Consider the following 18,226-nt stretch of genomic DNA (forward strand, 5'->3'; position numbering starts at 1 on the left):
GCCCCGGTGAGTCCGCCCCCCGTGCCCACGCTGGACGGAGCGCTGCGCGGCCAGGCCGCGCCCGGACCGCTGCTGCCCCGGCCGTCGGCCGCCGCCGGCGGGCCACCCGTCGTCCGCCAGCTCGTGCTCGCCCTGGTCTGCGCGGCCTACGCCGTCGGTGCCGCGCTCGGCTGGGGTTCGCCGTACGTCGCCAAGATCATGGGCGACTTCGGGCTGAGCGCCGCCGCGGCCGCCGCCGCCGTCTCCTGCTTCCTCTACGCCCGCGGACGCCGCGTCCGCTTTCGACCGGCCTGGCTGCTCTTCGCCCTCTCCTCGGCGATGGCGTCCCTGGGCAACCTGGTCTGGGGGTGGTACGAGGTCGTGCTGCGGGTGTCGGTGCCCAGCCCCAGCTACGCGGACCTGTTCTTCCTGTGCTTCGCCCCGCCCGCCATCGTGGGGCTCCTCGTGCTGGCCAAGCGGCCGGTGACCAAGGCCGGCTGGATCTGCCTGGGCCTGGACGCCTGGCTGATCGGCGGTTCGCTGCTGACCCTGGCCTGGAGCCTGGCGCTCGCCCAGGCGGCCAAGGCCGAGGGCGGGTCGAGCGTCGCGCACTCCGCGCTCTCGGTGGCCTACCCGCTGCTCGACATCGCCCTCGTCAGCATGGTGCTCGCGCTGCACTTCCGGCGGTCGCCCGTCTGCAGATCCGCCGTCAACACCGCCATCGGCGCGCTCGCCCTGACCGTGGTGTGCGACGCCCTGTTCACCTCACCGCTGCTGCACAACAGCTACCGCTCCGGGCAGTTGCTCGACGCGGGCTGGTTCGCCGGCTCCCTGCTGCTCGCGTACGCCCCCTGGGCCGCGTCCCGGCGCGGGCGGGCGACGCCGGACGAGAGGGGGACCGGCGGCCACACCCGCGTGGTGCGCGAGCACGTGCCCGGCCAGCGCGGCAGCGGCCACCAGCCCACGCCCCCCTCGGTACCGCCCGCCACGCCCACCGCACTGCCCGGCCCCGGACAGGGCGGCGAACGGGGCCGCTATCCGGCCGCCCGCCCCATCGCCGGATCCCTGGCCGCGCTCACGCCGTACCTCGCGGCCGCCGTCTGCACCCTGGGCATCCTCTACAACGTGCTCAACGGCCGCAGCGTCGACCGGGTGGTCCTGCTGACCGGCGGCACCGTCGTGCTCGCGCTCGTCGTCCGGCAGGGCATCATGCTGCTCGACAACATCGTCCTCACCCAGGAGTTGGCCCAGAAGGAGAACCACTTCCGCTCCCTGGTCCAGGGCTCCAGCGACGTCATCATGATCGCCGCGCCGAACGGCATCCTCCGCTACGTCTCCCCGGCCGCCGCCGGAGTCTACGGACGGCCCGCGGAGGAACTGGTGGGCACCGAACTGGCCGGGCTCATCCACCCCGAGGACCTCGGCTGCGTGGTGCACGAGGTGCGCCGGTTCCTGGCCGCCAACCCGGTCGAGGAACCCACCACACGCATCGAGTGCCGCTTCCGTTCCGGGGGCGGGGGAGAGTGGCTCAACGTCGAGTCCACCGTCAACCGGCACCACGGCGGCCTCATCTTCAACAGCCGGGACGTGACCGAAAGAGTGCGCCTCCAGGCGCAGCTCCAGCACAACGCCGAGCACGACCCGCTCACCGACCTGCCCAACCGCGCCCTGTTCACCCGGCGCGTCCAGCAGGCCCTCTCCGGCCGCCGCGCCTCGGACCGGGGCGCCGCCCTGCGCGGGACGGCGGTGCTCTTCATCGACCTCGACGGCTTCAAGGGCGTCAACGACACCATCGGGCACCAGGCCGGGGACGAGCTGCTCGTCCAGGCCGCCCGCAGGCTCCACGAGGCGGTCCGCAAGGGCGACACCGCCTCCCGGCTGGGCGGTGACGAGTTCGCGGCCCTGATCGTCGGGGACGGCGCCCGGGACCGGGCCGCCCGCGAGGGCCACATCCGCGAGTTGGCCGACCGGCTCAGACTGACGCTCTCCCAGCCCTACCTCATCGACGGCAATGAAGTCCGGGTCAACGCCTCCATCGGCGTCGCCTTCGCCGAACCCGGCCTCGGTGCGGGCGAGTTGCTGCGCAACGCCGACCTCGCCATGTACCGGGCCAAGGCGGGCGGCAAGGGGCGCGTCGAGCTGTACCGGCCGCAGATGCAGCAGGACGTCGTACGCAAGGCCGAGCTGGCCACCCGGCTGCGGGCCGCGCTGCACGACGGGGAGTTCGCCCTGCTGCACCAGCCGGTGGTCTCGCTGACCGACGGCCGGATCACGTCGGTGTGCGCCCAGCCGCGCTGGCGCTCCTCGCAGGGCGTGCTGTTCACCCCCGCCGAGTTCCTGCGGGTGGCCGAGGAGGGCGACAGAACCGCCGAACTCGACCGCTGGGTGCTGCGCGAGGCCGTCGAGCAGGCCGCCGAGCGCGCGGCGACGGGGCTGTCCGTGACCGTGGCCATACGCATCGGCGCCCGCCGCCTGCTGGACCGTTCCATGCCGCTGGGCTCCGTGGAGGCCCTGCTGACCCGCCACGGACTGCCCCCGGGCTCCCTTGTGATCGAGCTGTCGGACATCGACCCACGGGTCGGCCTCGACGAGCTGGACCGCCGGCTGAACGCCCTGCGCAGGGTCGGTGTCCGGATCGCCCTGGACGGCTTCGGCACCGGCTACGCGGCGATCACCGCGCTGCGGCGCCTGCCCGTGGACGTCCTCAAGCTCGACCGGGGCCTGGTCGAGGGCGTCGTGGAGTCCGCGCGGCTGCACAAGATCACCAGCGGTCTGCTGCGCATCGCCACCGACCTCGGACTGAAGTCCGTGGCCGACGGCGTCGACCTGCCCGAGCAGATCGTCGCCCTGCGCGCGATGGGCTGTACGCACGGACAGGGCATGGCGTTCTCCGGGGCCCTGGACGAGTACCGGCTGCGCAGAGCGCTCGCGGCCGGCCACTACCCGGTGCCCCACGGGCCGGCCGAGCCGGCCTTCGCGGGCGGCGGTGCCGGGGTCTGCGCCAAGGGCGTCGGCGGCCCGGGCCCCGGTCAGGTCACCGGCGGTGTCCCCTCCGGACTGCCGGCCGTTCTGAGTGGTGGCACGGCCCTTCGCTCACATAATGAGACTCCCGTCCCACCCACTTGACAGTGAGTGCGCGCCGGAGGGAAGGTCAGTGCCATGCGCACCCGAATTCTCGTACTTGGAAAGCGCGTCGGCTGAAGCTGGTGACGTCCGGACCGACCCGGACTCCCCGCGACCCACACCGACGCGCTCCCCTCGCTTGCCTTACGGCACGAGGGGTTTTTTGTTGCACAGGCACCTGCCGAGCAGCAGCACAGATCGCCCGAATCTCGCAAAAACCCTCAGCATCGAGAAGAGAACGCCGATGACCGAGCAGGCCACCGGGGCTCACCCGCAGCCCCGGCCCCGATCCGGAGGACAGTCCGCCCCCGAGCACGTCACGGGTGCGCAGTCCCTCATTCGCTCTCTCGAGGAGGTCGGCGCCGACACCGTATTCGGCATCCCCGGTGGCACGATCCTTCCGGCCTACGACCCGCTGATGGACTCCACCAGGGTGCGCCACGTCCTGGTCCGTCACGAGCAGGGCGCCGGCCACGCGGCCACCGGCTACGCGCAGGCCACCGGCAAGGTCGGCGTCTGCATGGCGACCTCGGGCCCCGGTGCCACCAACCTGGTCACCCCGATCGCCGACGCCAACCTGGACTCCGTGCCGCTGGTCGCGATCACCGGGCAGGTGGTCTCCTCCGCGATCGGCACGGACGCCTTCCAGGAGGCGGACATCGTCGGCATCACCATGCCGATCACCAAGCACAGCTTCCTGGTCACCAAGGCCGAGGACATCCCCCGGGTGATCGCGCAGGCGTTCCACATCGCCTCCACCGGCCGCCCCGGCCCCGTCCTGGTCGACATCCCCAAGGACATCCTCCAGAAGAAAACCACCTTCTCCTGGCCGCCGGTCATGGACCTGCCCGGCTACCGCCCGGTCACCAAGCCGCACGCCAAGCAGATCCGCGAGGCGGCCAAGCTGATCTCCGCGGCGAAGCGGCCCGTGCTCTACGTCGGCGGCGGCGTCCTCAAGGCGAAGGCCACCGCCGAGCTGAAGGTCCTCGCCGAACTCACCGGAGCGCCCGTCACCACCACCCTGATGGCGCTCGGCGCGTTCCCCGACAGCCACCCGCTGCACGTGGGAATGCCGGGCATGCACGGTGCGGTCACCGCCGTCACCGCGCTGCAGAAGGCCGACCTGATCGTCGCCCTCGGAGCCCGCTTCGACGACCGCGTCACCGGCAAGCTGGACAGCTTCGCCCCGTACGCCAAGATCGTCCACGCCGACATCGACCCGGCCGAGATCGGCAAGAACCGCGCCGCCGACGTGCCGATCGTCGGCGACGCCCGCGAGGTCGTCGCCGACCTCGTGCAGGCCGTCCAGAAGGAGCACGACGAGGGCAACAAGGGCGACTACAGCGCCTGGTGGAAGGACCTGAGCCGCTGGCGCGACACCTACCCCCTGGGCTACGACCAGCCCGAGGACGGTTCGCTCTCCCCGCAGCAGGTCATCGAGCGCGTCGGACAGCTGGCGCCCGAGGGCACCATCTTCGCGGCCGGTGTCGGCCAGCACCAGATGTGGGCCGCGCACTTCGTGCAGTACGACAAGCCCGCCACCTGGCTGAACTCCGGCGGCGCCGGGACCATGGGCTACGCCGTCCCGGCCGCCATGGGCGCCCAGGCCGGCATGCCCGACCGCACCGTCTGGGCGATCGACGGCGACGGCTGCTTCCAGATGACCAACCAGGAACTGACCACCTGCGCCCTGAACAACATCCCGATCAAGGTCGCCGTCATCAACAACGGCGCCCTCGGGATGGTCCGCCAGTGGCAGACCCTGTTCTACAACCAGCGGTACTCCAACACGGTGCTGCACTCCGGCCCGGACGACGTCAACCCTCAGGCCCGCGGCACCCGCGTCCCCGACTTCGTGAAGCTGTCGGAGGCCATGGGCTGCTACGCCATCCGCTGCGAGGACCCCGCCGACCTCGACAAGGTGATCGAGGAGGCCAACTCCATCAACGACCGCCCCGTCGTCGTCGACTTCATCGTCCACGAGGACGCGATGGTCTGGCCGATGGTCGCCGCCGGCACCTCCAACGACGAGATCATGGCCGCCCGGGACGTCCGCCCCGACTTCGGCGACAACGAAGACGACTGAGCGAGAGAGACCGAAGAGACCATGTCCAAGCACACGCTCTCCGTCCTGGTGGAGAACACCCCCGGCGTCCTGGCGCGGATCACCGCCCTCTTCTCCCGCCGCGGCTTCAACATCGACTCGCTCGCCGTCGGCGTCACCGAGCACCCCGACATCTCCCGCATCACCATCGTGGTGAGCGTCGAGGACTTCCCGCTGGAGCAGGTCACCAAGCAGCTCAACAAGCTGGTGAACGTGCTCAAGATCGTCGAGCTGGAGCCCACCCAGGCCGTCCAGCGCGAACTCGTTCTGGTGAAGGTGCGCTCCGACAACGAGACGCGCTCCCAGATCGTCGAGATCGTCCAGCTGTTCCGCGCCAAGACGGTCGACGTCTCCCCGGAGGCCGTCACCATCGAGGCCACCGGCAGCAGCGACAAGCTGACCGCCATGCTCCGGATGCTGGAACCGTACGGCATCAAGGAACTCGTCCAGTCCGGCACGATCGCCATCGGCCGCGGCGCCCGTTCGATCACGGACCGCTCGCTGCGCGCACTCGACCGGTCCGCATAACAACGGAAACGGTCCGCACCACGACGGAAACGGGCGGCCGGGGACACCGCCGGCCGCCCGCATTCCGAGACCCCGAAACTTCGCCTCCCCCCACCGGCATACGGTGGGACGCAACACCTGCACACAAGGAGAGAACCCAGTGGCCGAGCTGTTCTACGACGCCGACGCCGACCTGTCCATCATCCAGGGCCGCAAGGTCGCGGTCATCGGGTACGGCAGCCAGGGCCACGCCCACGCCCTGTCGCTGCGCGACTCCGGTGTCGACGTGCGCGTCGGTCTGCACGAGGGCTCCAAGTCCAAGGCCAAGGCCGAGGAGCAGGGCCTGCGCGTGGTGAGCCCGTCCGAGGCCGCCGCCGAGGCCGACGTCATCATGATCCTGGTCCCGGACCCGATCCAGGCCGAGGTCTACGAGAAGGACATCAAGGACAACCTGAAGGACGGCGACGCGCTGTTCTTCGGCCACGGCCTGAACATCCGCTACGGCTTCATCAAGCCCCCGGCCGGTGTGGACGTCTGCATGGTCGCCCCCAAGGGCCCGGGCCACCTGGTGCGCCGTCAGTACGAGGAGGGCCGCGGCGTTCCCTGCATCGCCGCCGTCGAGCAGGACGCCACGGGCAACGGCTTCGAGCTGGCCCTGTCGTACGCCAAGGGCATCGGCGGCACCCGCGCCGGCGTCATCAAGACGACCTTCACCGAGGAGACCGAGACCGACCTCTTCGGCGAGCAGGCCGTCCTGTGCGGTGGCACGGCCGCGCTGGTCAAGGCGGGCTTCGAGACCCTGACCGAGGCCGGCTACCAGCCGGAGATCGCCTACTTCGAGTGCCTGCACGAGCTGAAGCTGATCGTGGACCTCATGTACGAGGGCGGCCTGGAGAAGATGCGCTGGTCGATCTCCGAGACCGCCGAGTGGGGCGACTACGTCACCGGCCCGCGGATCATCACCGACGCCACCAAGGCCGAGATGAAGAAGGTCCTCGCCGAGATCCAGGACGGCACCTTCGCCAAGAACTGGATGGACGAGTACCACGGCGGTCTGAAGAAGTACAACGAGTACAAGAAGCAGGACTCCGAGCACCTCCTGGAGACCACCGGCAAGGAGCTGCGCAAGCTCATGAGCTGGGTCGACGAAGAGGCGTAGGTCTTTGCCCCGCGGGGGTGCCCGGCGCGCCGGGCACCCCCGCGGGATCCACTTCCGGGTGATGCTTCCGCAGCGGCGCAGGACACTGCCCGTCACGCCACTAGACTGCTGAACACATACGCGTCAGGCCCACAGCGTCGTGCGTCTTCCACGCGGCTAGCAACCCTCCGCATGCGGCCGTCGGGACGGCCGTCCGCATTGGACTTGTGAGGACTCACGTGAGCTCGAAACCCGTCGTACTCATCGCTGAAGAGCTGTCGCCCGCGACCGTGGACGCGCTCGGCCCCGACTTCGAGATCCGCCAGTGCAACGGCGCGGACCGGGCCGAACTGCTCCCCGCCATCGCCGACGTGGACGCGATCCTGGTCCGCTCGGCCACCAAGGTCGACGCCGAGGCCGTGGCCGCCGCCAGGAAGCTCAAGGTCGTCGCCCGCGCCGGGGTCGGCCTGGACAACGTCGACGTCTCCGCCGCCACCAAGGCCGGCGTGATGGTGGTCAACGCCCCGACCTCCAACATCGTCACCGCCGCCGAGCTGGCCTGCGGCCTGATCGTCGCCACCGCCCGCAACATCCCGCAGGCCAACGCCGCGCTGAAGAACGGCGAGTGGAAGCGCAGCAAGTACACCGGCGTCGAGCTGGCCGAGAAGACCCTCGGCGTCGTCGGCCTCGGCCGCATCGGCGCGCTGGTCGCGCAGCGCATGTCGGCCTTCGGCATGAAGGTCGTCGCCTACGACCCCTACGTGCAGCCCGCGCGGGCCGCGCAGATGGGCGTCAAGGTGCTGTCCCTGGACGAGCTGCTGGAGGTCTCCGACTTCATCACCGTCCACCTGCCCAAGACCCCCGAGACCCTCGGCCTGATCGGCGACGAGGCGCTGCGCAAGGTCAAGCCGAGCGTCCGCATCGTCAACGCCGCGCGCGGCGGCATCGTCGACGAGGAGGCGCTGTACTCGGCGCTCAAGGAGGGCCGCGTCGCCGGCGCCGGCCTCGACGTGTACGCCAAGGAGCCCTGCACCGACTCGCCGCTGTTCGAGTTCGACCAGGTCGTCGCCACCCCGCACCTCGGCGCCTCCACCGACGAGGCCCAGGAGAAGGCCGGCATCGCCGTCGCCAAGTCGGTCCGCCTGGCCCTCGCCGGTGAGCTGGTCCCCGACGCGGTCAACGTCCAGGGCGGAGTCATCGCCGAGGACGTCAAGCCGGGCCTGCCGCTCGCCGAGCGCCTGGGGCGCATCTTCACCGCGCTCGCCGGTGAGGTCGCCGTCCGCCTCGACGTCGAGGTCTACGGCGAGATCACCCAGCACGACGTGAAGGTGCTGGAGCTGTCCGCGCTCAAGGGCGTCTTCGAGGACGTCGTCGACGAGACGGTGTCGTACGTCAACGCCCCGCTGTTCGCCCAGGAGCGCGGCGTCGAGGTCCGGCTGACCACCAGCTCGGAGTCCCCGGAGCACCGCAACGTCGTCATCGTGCGCGGCACCCTCTCGGACGGCGAGGAGGTGTCGGTCTCCGGCACGCTGGCCGGCCCGAAGCACCTCCAGAAGATCGTCGCCATCGGCGAGTACGACGTGGACCTCGCCCTCGCCGACCACATGGTCGTCCTGCGCTACGAGGACCGTCCCGGCGTCGTCGGCACCGTCGGCCGGATCATCGGCGAGGCGGGTCTCAACATCGCCGGCATGCAGGTCGCCCGCGCGACGGTCGGCGGCGAGGCGCTGGCCGTCCTCACCGTCGACGACACGGTGCCCGCCGGGGTTCTGGCGGAGGTCTCGGCGGAGATCGGCGCCACGTCCGCCCGGTCCGTCAACCTCGTCTGAGGCGGCCGTACCCGGGGGCCGCCGCCCCCGGGACCCCCGCTCACGGCCCTGAACGGGCCTGGTCCTCAAACTCCCCCACTGCCTAAAGGGCGTGGGAGGTACCCCCAGACGGGCTGAATCGGTCGGCCTGTCCGGCGTTTTCGATATCCTCCGTGGCCGCCTCCGGGCGCACCCGGATGTTGCGCAGCCCCAGCGCGGCCAGCACCGCCGCCCCGAGGAGCAGCAGCGCCCCCGCCATCGCGGCGCCCCGCATCCCGTCGGTGAACGCCTCGCGTGCCGCCGTGGCCAGGGCGTCTCCCGCGCGCCCGGGAAGTCCGGCGGCGACGGACAGCGCGCCGCCCAGGGTCTCCTGCGCCTCGCCGGGCGCGTCCGGGGGAACACCGTGGCGGTAGAGGGCCGTACCGATGGAACCGAGGGTGGCCATGCCCAGGGCGCCGCCGAACTCGGTGCCGGTCTCCAGCAGTGAGGAGGCCGCGCCCGCCTTCTCGACCGGCGCCGAGCCGAGGGCCAGGTCGGTGAGCTGGGACATCACCACGACGATGCCGGCGGCGAGGACGCCGCAGGCGGCCAGCACCAGCCACAGGGAGTCCGTACCGGCCAGCGCGAGGAGTCCGTAGCCGCCCGCCGCGACGACGAATCCGGCCGTCACGAGGTACGCGCGCTCGACACCGCGCTGGGCCAGTTGGGCGGCGACCGGTGCGGCGGCGCCGATGAGCACCGACGGCAGCAGGCTCCACAGCGCGGCCTCCAGCGCGCTCTTGCCCAGGACCGACTGGAGGTACTGGGTGGTGAAGTACGCCGAGCCCAGCATCCCGAAGGCCGACAGGGTGTTGAGGACCAGCGCCGGGGTGAAGCCGTGCCCGCGGAAGAGGGCGGGCGAGATCATCGGCGAGGCCGAGGTGCGCTGGCGGTGCACGAACAGCGCCGCGAAGAGCAGACCGACGGTGATCGAGACGACGTAGCGGACGTTCCAGCCCTCCGAGGGCAGCTCCTTGAGGCCGTAGACGACGGGGAGGACCGCCGCCATCGACAGCGGGACGCTCAGCCAGTCGAAGCGGCCGGGGGACGGGCTCTTCGACTCGGGGAGCAGCACTGGGCCGAGGACCAGCAGCAGGGCCATCGCGGGCAGGTTGACCAGGAAGACCGAGCCCCACCAGAAGTGCTCGACGAGGATGCCGCTCATCACCGAGCCGAGCGCGATCCCGGCCGTCATCACCCCGGACCACAGTCCGATCGCCTTCGCCCGCTGGGCGGGGTCGGTGAACATCGTGCGGACCAGCGCCATCGTCGACGGCATCAGGGTGGCGCCCCCGATGCCGAGGACCGCGCGGGCCGCGATCAGCGTCTCGGCGGTGTGCGCGTAGGCGGCGAGCACGGAGGCGGCGCCGAAGGCCACCGCGCCGATGAGGAGGAGCCTGCGCCGGCCGATGCGGTCGCCCAGCGCCCCCATCGTCATCAGCAGCCCGGCCAGGACGAAGCCGTAGATGTCGAAGATCCACAGCTGCTGGGTGCCGCTCGGGTCCAGGTCGGCGCTGATCTGAGGGATCGCGAAGTAGAGGACGGAGACGTCCATGGAGACCAGCAGCAGCGGGAGCATCAGTACGCCCAGCGCGGTCCACTCACGACGGCCGGCGCGGGACGGGTTCGTTGTCATGACGGGGACTGTACGCACGTCTTATACGCTTGTCTAGGACGATCGTTTAAGACGCGTGTATGGGCGGCTGGGTAGGGTGTCGGCATGGGACACCGTGAGGATCTGCTCGAGGGCGCCAAGCGCTGCCTGCTGGACAAGGGATTCGCGCGCACGACCGCGCGGGACATCGTCAAGGAGTCGGGGACCAACCTGGCGTCCATCGGCTACCACTACGGGTCGAAGGACGTCCTGCTCGCCCAGGCGTACATCGAGCTGATCGAGGCGATGGGGGGCGCCTTCGAGGGGGAGACTCCCGCTCTGGACGGCACCGAACCGGGCTCGGTCGAGCGGTTCCAGCAGGTGTGGTCCAACATCATCGGCACCATGCGGGAGCCCGGCTCCGTCTGGGGCCTCAGCATGGAGGTGCTGGTCATGGGCGACCGGATGCCCGCGCTGCGCGACCACCTCGGCCGCGCCCAGCGCGAGGCCGGACGCGGCATCATCCCCCTGCTCATGGGCGGCAGGGAGGAGGACGTCACGGACGAGACGACGGACACCCTGGGCGCGTTCTACGTCACCCTGATGACCGGTCTCATCGCCCAGTGGAACTTCGACCCGAAGAGCGCACCCGACGCCGAAGCGCTGACCGAGGGCCTGCGCCGGGTGATCGGGGCCGCTACAGGCGACGCGCCTTGAGCGCCATGTGCAGCAGCAGCCGGTCCTCGCCGTCGTCCAGGTCCAGACCCGTGAGCTGTTCGACGCGGGACAGCCGGTAGTACAGCGTCTGGCGGTGGACGCCCAGCTCGGCGGCGGTGCGGCCGGCCTGGCCCGCGCAGTCCAGGTACACCTCGGCCGTGCGGGCGAGTTCGCGGTGGGCGGGGGAGAGCAGGGCGCGTACGGCGGGATCGTCGGCGGAGCGCGGGGGCAGCGAGGTCAGCAGGCGGAACGCCCCGATCGACGTCCACTGCGCGACCGGCCCGAACCGCTCCTCCGCCCGCGCCGCCCGGGCCGCCGCCGACGCCTCCGACCAGGCCGCCCCCAGGTCGGCGAGACCCGTGCGCGGCGCGGAGACACCGGCCGCGGCGCCACCCGCCGGTCCGCCCCGGCCCGTGGCCGTCCCCGCCCGCTCCAGCAGCCGCCCCGCCGCCGACGTCGCCGGGGTCCGCACCTCCGCCGAGCGCAGCCGGACCAGCAGCGCCAGCGACACGGCCGAGACCCCCCACGGCACCGTGCACAGCGCCGTGGCTCCCGGCACAGTACGGACCGAGGGCGCGTCGTCGGGATCGGCCGAGGGCCAGGGCGCCACGCACACCACCGCGTGCGGGGTCTCGGCCCGGGCGCCCAGCGCGCTGCGCAGCTCCGCCACCGCCATGTCCCGCTGCCAGTCCCGCTCCGCCGTCAGCACCGCCCGCAGCTCCCGGCTCAGGTCCGCGCCGTGCTGCGCCTCGTCGGCGAGCAGCGCGCCGATCCGCGCCGTGACCTCCATGCCCGCCGCCAGCTGCCGCTCGGTCGGCCCCGGGTCGGTGTCCAGGAGCCAGACATAGCCGAGGACCACACCCCGATGGCGTACCGGCAGACAGGTGCGCCCCCGGTACACCCCCGCCTCGGGGGTCGGCGGGATGCGCACCGGTCCGGTCGCGCGGGTGATGCCGAAGCTCTCGAACCACGCCCGGACCGCGGCGGTGGAGCGCCGGGTGAGGATCGAGCGGGTGCGCACCGGGTCCAGGGCGGACGGGTCGAGGTCGCCCTCGCTGTCGTAGGCGCCGAAGGCGATCAGCTCGAAGTCGCGGTTCTCCAGGGTCGCGGGCGCGCCCAGCAGCTCGGAGAGCTCGTCGACCAGCTCCTGGTAGTCACCACGCGTACCACCGGAGCCGGATCCTGTGGCACCTCTGGAATCGGACGTCACCCGGGCATTCTGCCGCATTTACGCGCGGCCTTCATACATCTGTCTGAGATCCGCGGCACGGATGCGTGACAGCTGTCGATGGCCGACGATCGGGAGGATCCTTAGATTTCACGGTGGTTCTCCGTGCCGTTCCCCCTTCGTCGGGCAGCGGCCCCTGTGTTGGTTGGTAAGTGGAGGTGCCCCGTGCTGGGTCCCGTGATTCTCGCCGCGTCGCGCAGCGACCGGATGCGTCGTCTCGTCTCGGCCGCGCCCGTGACCAAGCCGGTCGTCGACCGGTTCATCCCCGGCGAGACGGTCGACCAGATCGTGCCGATCGTCCGGGACCTCACCGATCAGGGCCTGGAGCTGACGATGGACGTCGTCGGCGAGGACATCACCACCCCCGCGCAGGCCGAGGCCGCCCGCGACGCCTACCTGGAGCTGATCGACCGGCTCAAGCCGCTGGAGCTGGGCACCCGCGCCGAGATGTCCGTCAAGCTCTCCATGTTCGGCCAGGCGCTGGACGGCGGCCACGAGCTGGCCCTGGGCAACGTCCGCCCGGTCGTCGAGGCCGCCGCCGAGATCGGCACCACCGTCACCCTCGACGCCGAGGACCACACCACCCTCGACTCGATGTTCGCCATCCACGAGGAGCTGCGCAAGGACGTCCCGCAGACCGGCTGCGTCATCCAGGCCTACCTCTTCCGCACCGAGGCCGACGCGCGCCGCCTCGCCGACTGCGGCTCTCGCGTACGGTTGGTGAAGGGCGCCTACAAGGAGCCCGCAGAGGTCGCGTACCAGCAGCGCCACGAGATCGACAAGGCGTACGTCCGCATCCTGCGCACGCTGATGGAGGGCGAGGGCTACCCGATGATCGGGTCGCACGACCCGCGCCTGATCTCCATCGGACAGGAGCTGGCCCGCACGGCCGGACGCAAGCTCGACGAGTACGAGTTCCAGATGCTGTACGGCATCCGCGGCGACGAGCACCTGCGGCTGGCCGCCGAGGGCCACCGCATGCGCGTCTACACCGCCTACGGCACCGACTGGTACGGCTACTTCATGCGCCGTCTGGCGGAGAAGCCGGCGAACCTCCGGTTCTTCGCCCGCTCGATGGTCAGCAAGGGCTAGGGGGTGCCGCTTGGATCATGCCGCAGACGCGGGGTCTGGCACGCACGTCTGCGGCGTTGTCGTCACTCGCCGACTCCCCCACGCTCGACTGCGCTCGCGCGGGGGGACCCCCATCGCGTCGACTCCCTCCTCCGCCTTGCAGCCGCACGCACCAGACCCCGCTCACCGGCAATAAAGGGTGCCGCGGGTTCCCTGCGACCTGATCCAACCGGCACCCCCTGCCCGCACCCGCTCGCACAACCCGCTCAGTAAGGAGTTACCGAACTCATGGACGCTGTGACCCAGGTCCCCACCCCCGTCAACGAGCCGGTGCACGGCTACGCGCCCGGTTCGCCCGAGCGTGCCCGTCTGGAGGCCAAGCTCAAGGAGCTGGCCGACAACCCGGTCGACCTCCCTTGCACCATCGGTGGTGTGAAGCGGATGGGCGGCGGCGAGCGCTTCGACGTCGTGCAGCCGCACAACCACAAGTCCCGCCTGGGCACCTACGCCAACGCCACGCAAGCGGACGCCCAGGACGCGATCGACGCCGCCCTGGCCGCCGCCCCCGCGTGGCGCGCGATGTCCTTCGACGACCGCGCGGCGATCATCCTGCGCGCCGCCGAGCTGCTGTCCGGCCCGTGGCGCGAGACCATCGCCGCCTCCACCATGCTCGGCCAGTCCAAGACCGCCCAGCAGGCCGAGATCGACAGCCCCTGCGAGCTGATCGACTTCTGGCGCTTCAACGTCCACTACGCGCGCAACATCCTGGCCGAGCAGCCCCCGGCCAACTCCCAGGGCGTGTGGAACCGCATGGACCACCGCCCGCTGGAGGGCTTCGTCTACGCGATCACGCCCTTCAACTTCAGCGCGATCGCGGCCAACCTGCCCACCGCCCCGGCCCTGATGGGCAACGTGGTGGTCTGGAAGCCGTCCCCGACGCAGACCCACGCCGCCGTGCTGCTCATGCAGCTCCTGGAGGAGGCCGGGCTGCCCAAGGGCGTCATCAACCTCGTCACCGGCGACGGCATCGCGGTCTCCGAGGTCGCCCTGGAGCACCGGGACCTGGCGGGCATCCACTTCACCGGCTCGACCAAGACCTTCCAGCACCTGTGGAAGACGGTCGGCAACAACATCGAGAAGTACCGCACCTACCCGCGCCTGGTCGGCGAGACCGGCGGCAAGGACTTCCTCGTCGCCCACCCGAGCGCCGACCGCGCCGTGCTCAAGACCGCGCTGACCCGCGGTGCCTTCGAGTACCAGGGCCAGAAGTGCAGCGCCACCTCGCGCGCCTACATCCCGGCGTCCATCTGGAACGACGGGTTCAAGGAGGAGTTCGCCGCCGAGGTCGACTACCTCACCATGGGTGACGTCACCGACCTGTCGAACTTCGTCGGCGCCGTCATCGACGAGCGGTCCTTCGCCAAGAACAAGGCCGCCATCGACCGCGCCAAGCAGGACGAGACCTGCACGATCGTCGCGGGCGGCTCCTACGACGACTCGGTCGGCTACTTCGTCCGCCCGACCGTCGTCGAGTGCACCGACCCGGAGAACGAGGTCTTCCGCACCGAGTACTTCGGCCCGTTCCTCGCCGTGCACGTGTACGACGACAGCGCCGACGACGCGTACGACACGATGCTGACCCAGATGGAGTCGGTCTCGGACTACGCGCTCACCGGCTCGGTCGTCTCGGGCGACCGTGCGGCGGCCGCGTACACGATGGAGAAGCTGCGCTACGCGGCCGGCAACTTCTACATCAACGACAAGTCGACCGGCGCCGTGGTCGGCCAGCAGCCCTTCGGCGGCGGCCGTGCCTCCGGCACCAACGACAAGGCCGGTGCCCCGCAGAACCTGATGCGCTGGACGCTGACCCGCGCCATCAAGGAGACGCTGGTCGCGCCGACCGACTACACGTACCCGCACATGGGCTGACGCCCGCGCGCGAATCGCCCGGCGGGGCCAGGTCGACCGACCTGGCCCCGCCGGGCTTTTCCGCAGGTCGCAGCGGTGTGAGCCAAGGGGCCGTCTCAGATAGTAGGAAGTCCGAGTAATTGTGGAGACAGACGCTCCGCGCTCCCTTAGCTTTGTAGGAGCCGAACGTCCCGCTCGATCGAGCGAATGGCGGTCGTGAGCCCGTGCCCGTGCAGGCAACCCCTGCGGCACCGCGCTTCCCGCCCCTTCCGGCGTCTGACACCACCCTCGCTTTCCGCGCTCCCTTTGTGCCGAAGGAGTCGATTCCCATGGCCGAGACGACCGTCCGCCGCCGAGTCCGCCACCTCTCCCGTACCAGCGACTCCGACCGCAAGAACGCCGCGGCCGCCCTCCAGCGCTCCCTCGACCGCCGGGACAACGGCGGCGCCACCGGTCACTGAGCCGCGCGGACGACAGTGGCGTCCGCATGGCGGACGCCTCATGTCATCCCGTGGGACGAGCGATAGGGTGCCGTCATGTCTCGCAGCCTCAATCTCGCAGTGATTCCCGGTGACGGCATCGGCCAGGAGGTCGTGGCCGAGGGTCTCAAGGTGCTCTCCGCCGTCCTTCCGCAGGATGTGAAGCTGGAGACCAGGGAATTCGACTTCGGCGCCCGGCGCTACCACGCCACCGGTGAGACCCTCACCGACGCCGACCTCGACGCCCTCAAGACGCACGACGCCATCCTGCTCGGCGCGATCGGTGACCCGTCGGTGCCGTCCGGCGTGCTGGAGCGCGGCTTCCTGCTCAAGCTCCGCTTCGCCTTCGACCACCACGTCAACCTGCGGCCGAGCAAGCTCCTGCCCGGCGTCGCCACCCCGCTCGCCGGCCAGCCCGAGATCGACTTCGTCGTCGTCCGCGAGGGAACCGAGGGCCCGTACACGGGCAACGGCGGCACCATCCGCAAGGGCACCGAGCACGAGGTCGCCACCGAGGTCTCCGTCAACACCGCCTACGGCGTCGAGCGCGTCGTCCGCGACGCCTTCGCCCGCGCCCAGGCCCGCCCCCGCAAGAAGCTCACGCTGGTCCACAAGAACAACGTGCTGACCTTCGCGGGCCACCTGTGGACCAACATCTTCAACAAGGTCGCGGCGGAGTTCCCCGAGGTCACCACCGACTACATCCACGTCGACGCCGCGACCATCTTCCTGGTCACCGACCCGGCCCGGTTCGACGTGATCGTCACCGACAACCTCTTCGGCGACATCATCACCGACCTCGCCGCGGCCGTCTCCGGCGGCATCGGCGTCGCCGCCAGCGGGAACATCAACCCGTCCGGCGACTTCCCCTCGATGTTCGAGCCGGTGCACGGCTCCGCGCCGGACATCGCCGGCCAGGGCAAGGCCGACCCCACCGCCACGGTCCTGTCCGTCGCCCTGCTGCTGCGCCACCTCGGGTACGAGGACGAGGCCGCCCGGATCGAGCACGCGGTCTCCACCGACCTCGGGGAGCGCGGCGGCCTGCCCGCCCGCAGCACCTCCGAGATCGGCGACGCGCTCGCCGCACGAGTAGCCGGCTGACCCCGGCGCACTCGAAACCCAACCTTTCGAAGCCGCCGGGTCCGAAGAACAAGGCACCCGGCGGCTTTCTCCTGCGTCCGCCAGGTGCGACCATCGAATCCTGGGCCGCATTCACCCCGTTTCACCCGTCGCGGGCCGCGCGCGATAATCGAACGCGAAGCCGCGACCTGAGGGAATGCTCGGACGTCCTAGCACCGGCCACCGGCCGTACGGGCGTGATCGCGGCCCGTCACAATACGAACCGGTGAAGGACAGCCACCCATGACGACGCCCACGATCGAGCTCAAGCCCTCCGCCAACCCGCTCTCGGACTCCGAGCGGGCGGCGATTCTGGCCAACCCCGGGTTCGGCCGCCACTTCACCGACCACATGGTGACGATCAAGTGGACCGAGGGCCGCGGCTGGCACGACGGCCAGCTGGTGCCGTACGCCCCGCTCTCCCTCGACCCGGCCACCATGGTCCTGCACTACGCACAGGAGATCTTCGAGGGCCTGAAGGCCTACCGGCGGCCCGACGGCTCCGTCGCCACCTTCCGCCCGGAGAAGAACGGCGCCCGCTTCCAGGCGTCCTCGCGCCGCCTGGGCATGCCCGAGCTTCCGGTGGACACCTTCATCGAGGCCTGCGACGCGCTGGTCGGGCAGGACGAGAAGTGGGTCCCGGCGCACGGCGGCGAGGAGTCCCTGTACCTGCGCCCGTTCATGATCGCGACCGAGGTCGGCCTGGGCGTCAGGCCGGCCAACGAGTACCTCTTCCTCGTCATCGCCTCCCCGGCCGGCGCCTACTTCCCGGGCGGGGTCAAGCCGGTCTCCATCTGGGTCTCCGAGGACCGCGTGCGCGCCGTCCCCGGCGGCATGGGCGACGCCAAGACCGGCGGCAACTACGCGGCGTCGCTGCTCGCGCAGGCGGAAGCGGCGACCAAGGGCTGCGACCAGGTCTGCTACCTCGACGCCATCGAGCGCAAGTGGGTCGAGGAACTGGGCGGCATGAACCTGTACTTCGTGTACGGAAACAAGATCATCACGCCGTCCCTCACCGGCTCCATCCTGGAGGGCGTCACCCGCGACTCCCTGCTCACCGTCGCCCGCGACCTCGGCTACGAGGCCGAGGAGGGCCGGGTCTCGGTCGACCAGTGGCAGCGCGACTCGGAGAACGGCACGCTCACCGAGGTCTTCGCCTGCGGGACCGCCGCCGTGATCACGCCGGTCGGCACGGTCAAGCGGGCCGGCGCCGAGTGGCAGCAGAGCGGGGGCGAGACCGGCGAGGTGACGCAGCGGCTGCGGGACGCGCTGCTGGACATCCAGCGGGGGACGGCCGAGGACACCCACGGGTGGATGCACACGCTGGCCTGACGCGACCCCGGCGCGGGGGCGGGCCTCGCCGGGGGCTCCGCCCCCGGATCCCCGGCCTATGCCCGCCCACCACCCGACTC

General features: G+C 71.0%; 13 protein-coding genes. 11 read left to right on the forward strand and 2 right to left on the reverse strand.

The window, feature by feature from the left end:
- Positions 1-6: 6 nt before the first annotated feature.
- The 5 genes from ACFV9J_RS30150 to serA all read left to right on the forward strand — a co-directional run bounded on the left by ACFV9J_RS30150 (position 7) and on the right by serA (position 8,680).
- On the forward strand, positions 7-3,105 hold the full coding sequence (locus ACFV9J_RS30150; RefSeq protein WP_385359279.1) for a putative bifunctional diguanylate cyclase/phosphodiesterase: 3,099 nt from the start codon (positions 7-9) through the stop codon (positions 3,103-3,105).
- A 241-nt stretch (positions 3,106-3,346) separates the two neighbouring features.
- Positions 3,347-5,188: an acetolactate synthase large subunit gene (locus ACFV9J_RS30155; protein ID WP_385359281.1), complete on the forward strand. Its 1,842-nt coding sequence runs from the start codon at positions 3,347-3,349 to the stop codon at positions 5,186-5,188.
- 21 nt (positions 5,189-5,209) lie between these two features.
- Positions 5,210-5,734, forward strand: a complete 525-nt coding sequence (gene ilvN, locus ACFV9J_RS30160) for an acetolactate synthase small subunit (protein WP_003973483.1) — start codon at positions 5,210-5,212, stop codon at positions 5,732-5,734.
- Positions 5,735-5,873: 139 nt separating this feature from the next.
- On the forward strand, positions 5,874-6,872 hold the full coding sequence (ilvC, locus tag ACFV9J_RS30165; RefSeq protein ID WP_385359284.1) for a ketol-acid reductoisomerase: 999 nt from the start codon (positions 5,874-5,876) through the stop codon (positions 6,870-6,872).
- 218 nt (positions 6,873-7,090) lie between these two features.
- Positions 7,091-8,680 carry a phosphoglycerate dehydrogenase gene (gene serA, locus ACFV9J_RS30170; RefSeq protein WP_385359286.1) on the forward strand — a complete coding sequence of 530 codons (1,590 nt, stop codon included), beginning with the start codon at positions 7,091-7,093 and terminating at the stop codon, positions 8,678-8,680.
- Positions 8,681-8,762: 82 nt separating this feature from the next.
- On the opposite strand, the gene ACFV9J_RS30175 is transcribed toward serA, so the two are convergent.
- Positions 8,763-10,334, reverse strand: coding sequence for an MFS transporter (locus ACFV9J_RS30175; protein ID WP_385359288.1), 1,572 nt, complete (start codon positions 10,332-10,334; stop codon positions 8,763-8,765).
- A gap of 84 nt (positions 10,335-10,418) precedes the next feature.
- Between ACFV9J_RS30175 and ACFV9J_RS30180 the strand changes: the two genes are divergently transcribed.
- A complete protein-coding gene (locus ACFV9J_RS30180; RefSeq protein WP_385359290.1) occupies positions 10,419-11,009 on the forward strand; it encodes a TetR/AcrR family transcriptional regulator in 591 nt (196 codons plus the stop codon).
- On the opposite strand, the gene ACFV9J_RS30185 is transcribed toward ACFV9J_RS30180, so the two are convergent.
- Complete coding sequence (locus ACFV9J_RS30185; RefSeq protein WP_385359292.1) at positions 10,990-12,237, reverse strand: PucR family transcriptional regulator; 1,248 nt, start codon at positions 12,235-12,237, stop codon at positions 10,990-10,992. The two genes, ACFV9J_RS30180 and ACFV9J_RS30185, sit on opposite strands and share 20 nt — an antisense overlap.
- Before the next feature lie 165 nt (positions 12,238-12,402).
- Here ACFV9J_RS30185 and ACFV9J_RS30190 point away from each other — a divergent pair, with 165 nt between their 5' ends.
- From ACFV9J_RS30190 to ACFV9J_RS30210, 5 genes are all read left to right on the forward strand, one after another.
- Entirely contained in the window at positions 12,403-13,329 is a 927-nt protein-coding gene (locus ACFV9J_RS30190; RefSeq protein WP_385359294.1) for a proline dehydrogenase family protein, read from the forward strand.
- 267 nt (positions 13,330-13,596) lie between these two features.
- Positions 13,597-15,237 (forward strand): L-glutamate gamma-semialdehyde dehydrogenase, encoded by a 1,641-nt coding sequence (gene pruA / locus ACFV9J_RS30195; RefSeq protein WP_385359297.1) that lies wholly within the window; start codon positions 13,597-13,599, stop codon positions 15,235-15,237.
- Positions 15,238-15,545: 308 nt separating this feature from the next.
- Positions 15,546-15,677 (forward strand): hypothetical protein, encoded by a 132-nt coding sequence (locus ACFV9J_RS30200; RefSeq protein ID WP_011030289.1) that lies wholly within the window; start codon positions 15,546-15,548, stop codon positions 15,675-15,677.
- A gap of 75 nt (positions 15,678-15,752) precedes the next feature.
- Positions 15,753-16,796, forward strand: a complete 1,044-nt coding sequence (locus ACFV9J_RS30205; protein ID WP_385359299.1) for a 3-isopropylmalate dehydrogenase — start codon at positions 15,753-15,755, stop codon at positions 16,794-16,796.
- Between the two features lie 261 nt (positions 16,797-17,057).
- The gene (locus ACFV9J_RS30210) at positions 17,058-18,146 is read left to right on the forward strand and encodes a branched-chain amino acid aminotransferase (protein WP_385359302.1); all 1,089 of its coding nucleotides are present in this window, start codon (positions 17,058-17,060) and stop codon (positions 18,144-18,146) included.
- Positions 18,147-18,226: the final 80 nt, after the last annotated feature.

The organism is Streptomyces sp. NPDC059906 (assembly GCF_042730645.1).
Classification (GTDB): domain Bacteria; phylum Actinomycetota; class Actinomycetes; order Streptomycetales; family Streptomycetaceae; genus Streptomyces; species Streptomyces rubrogriseus.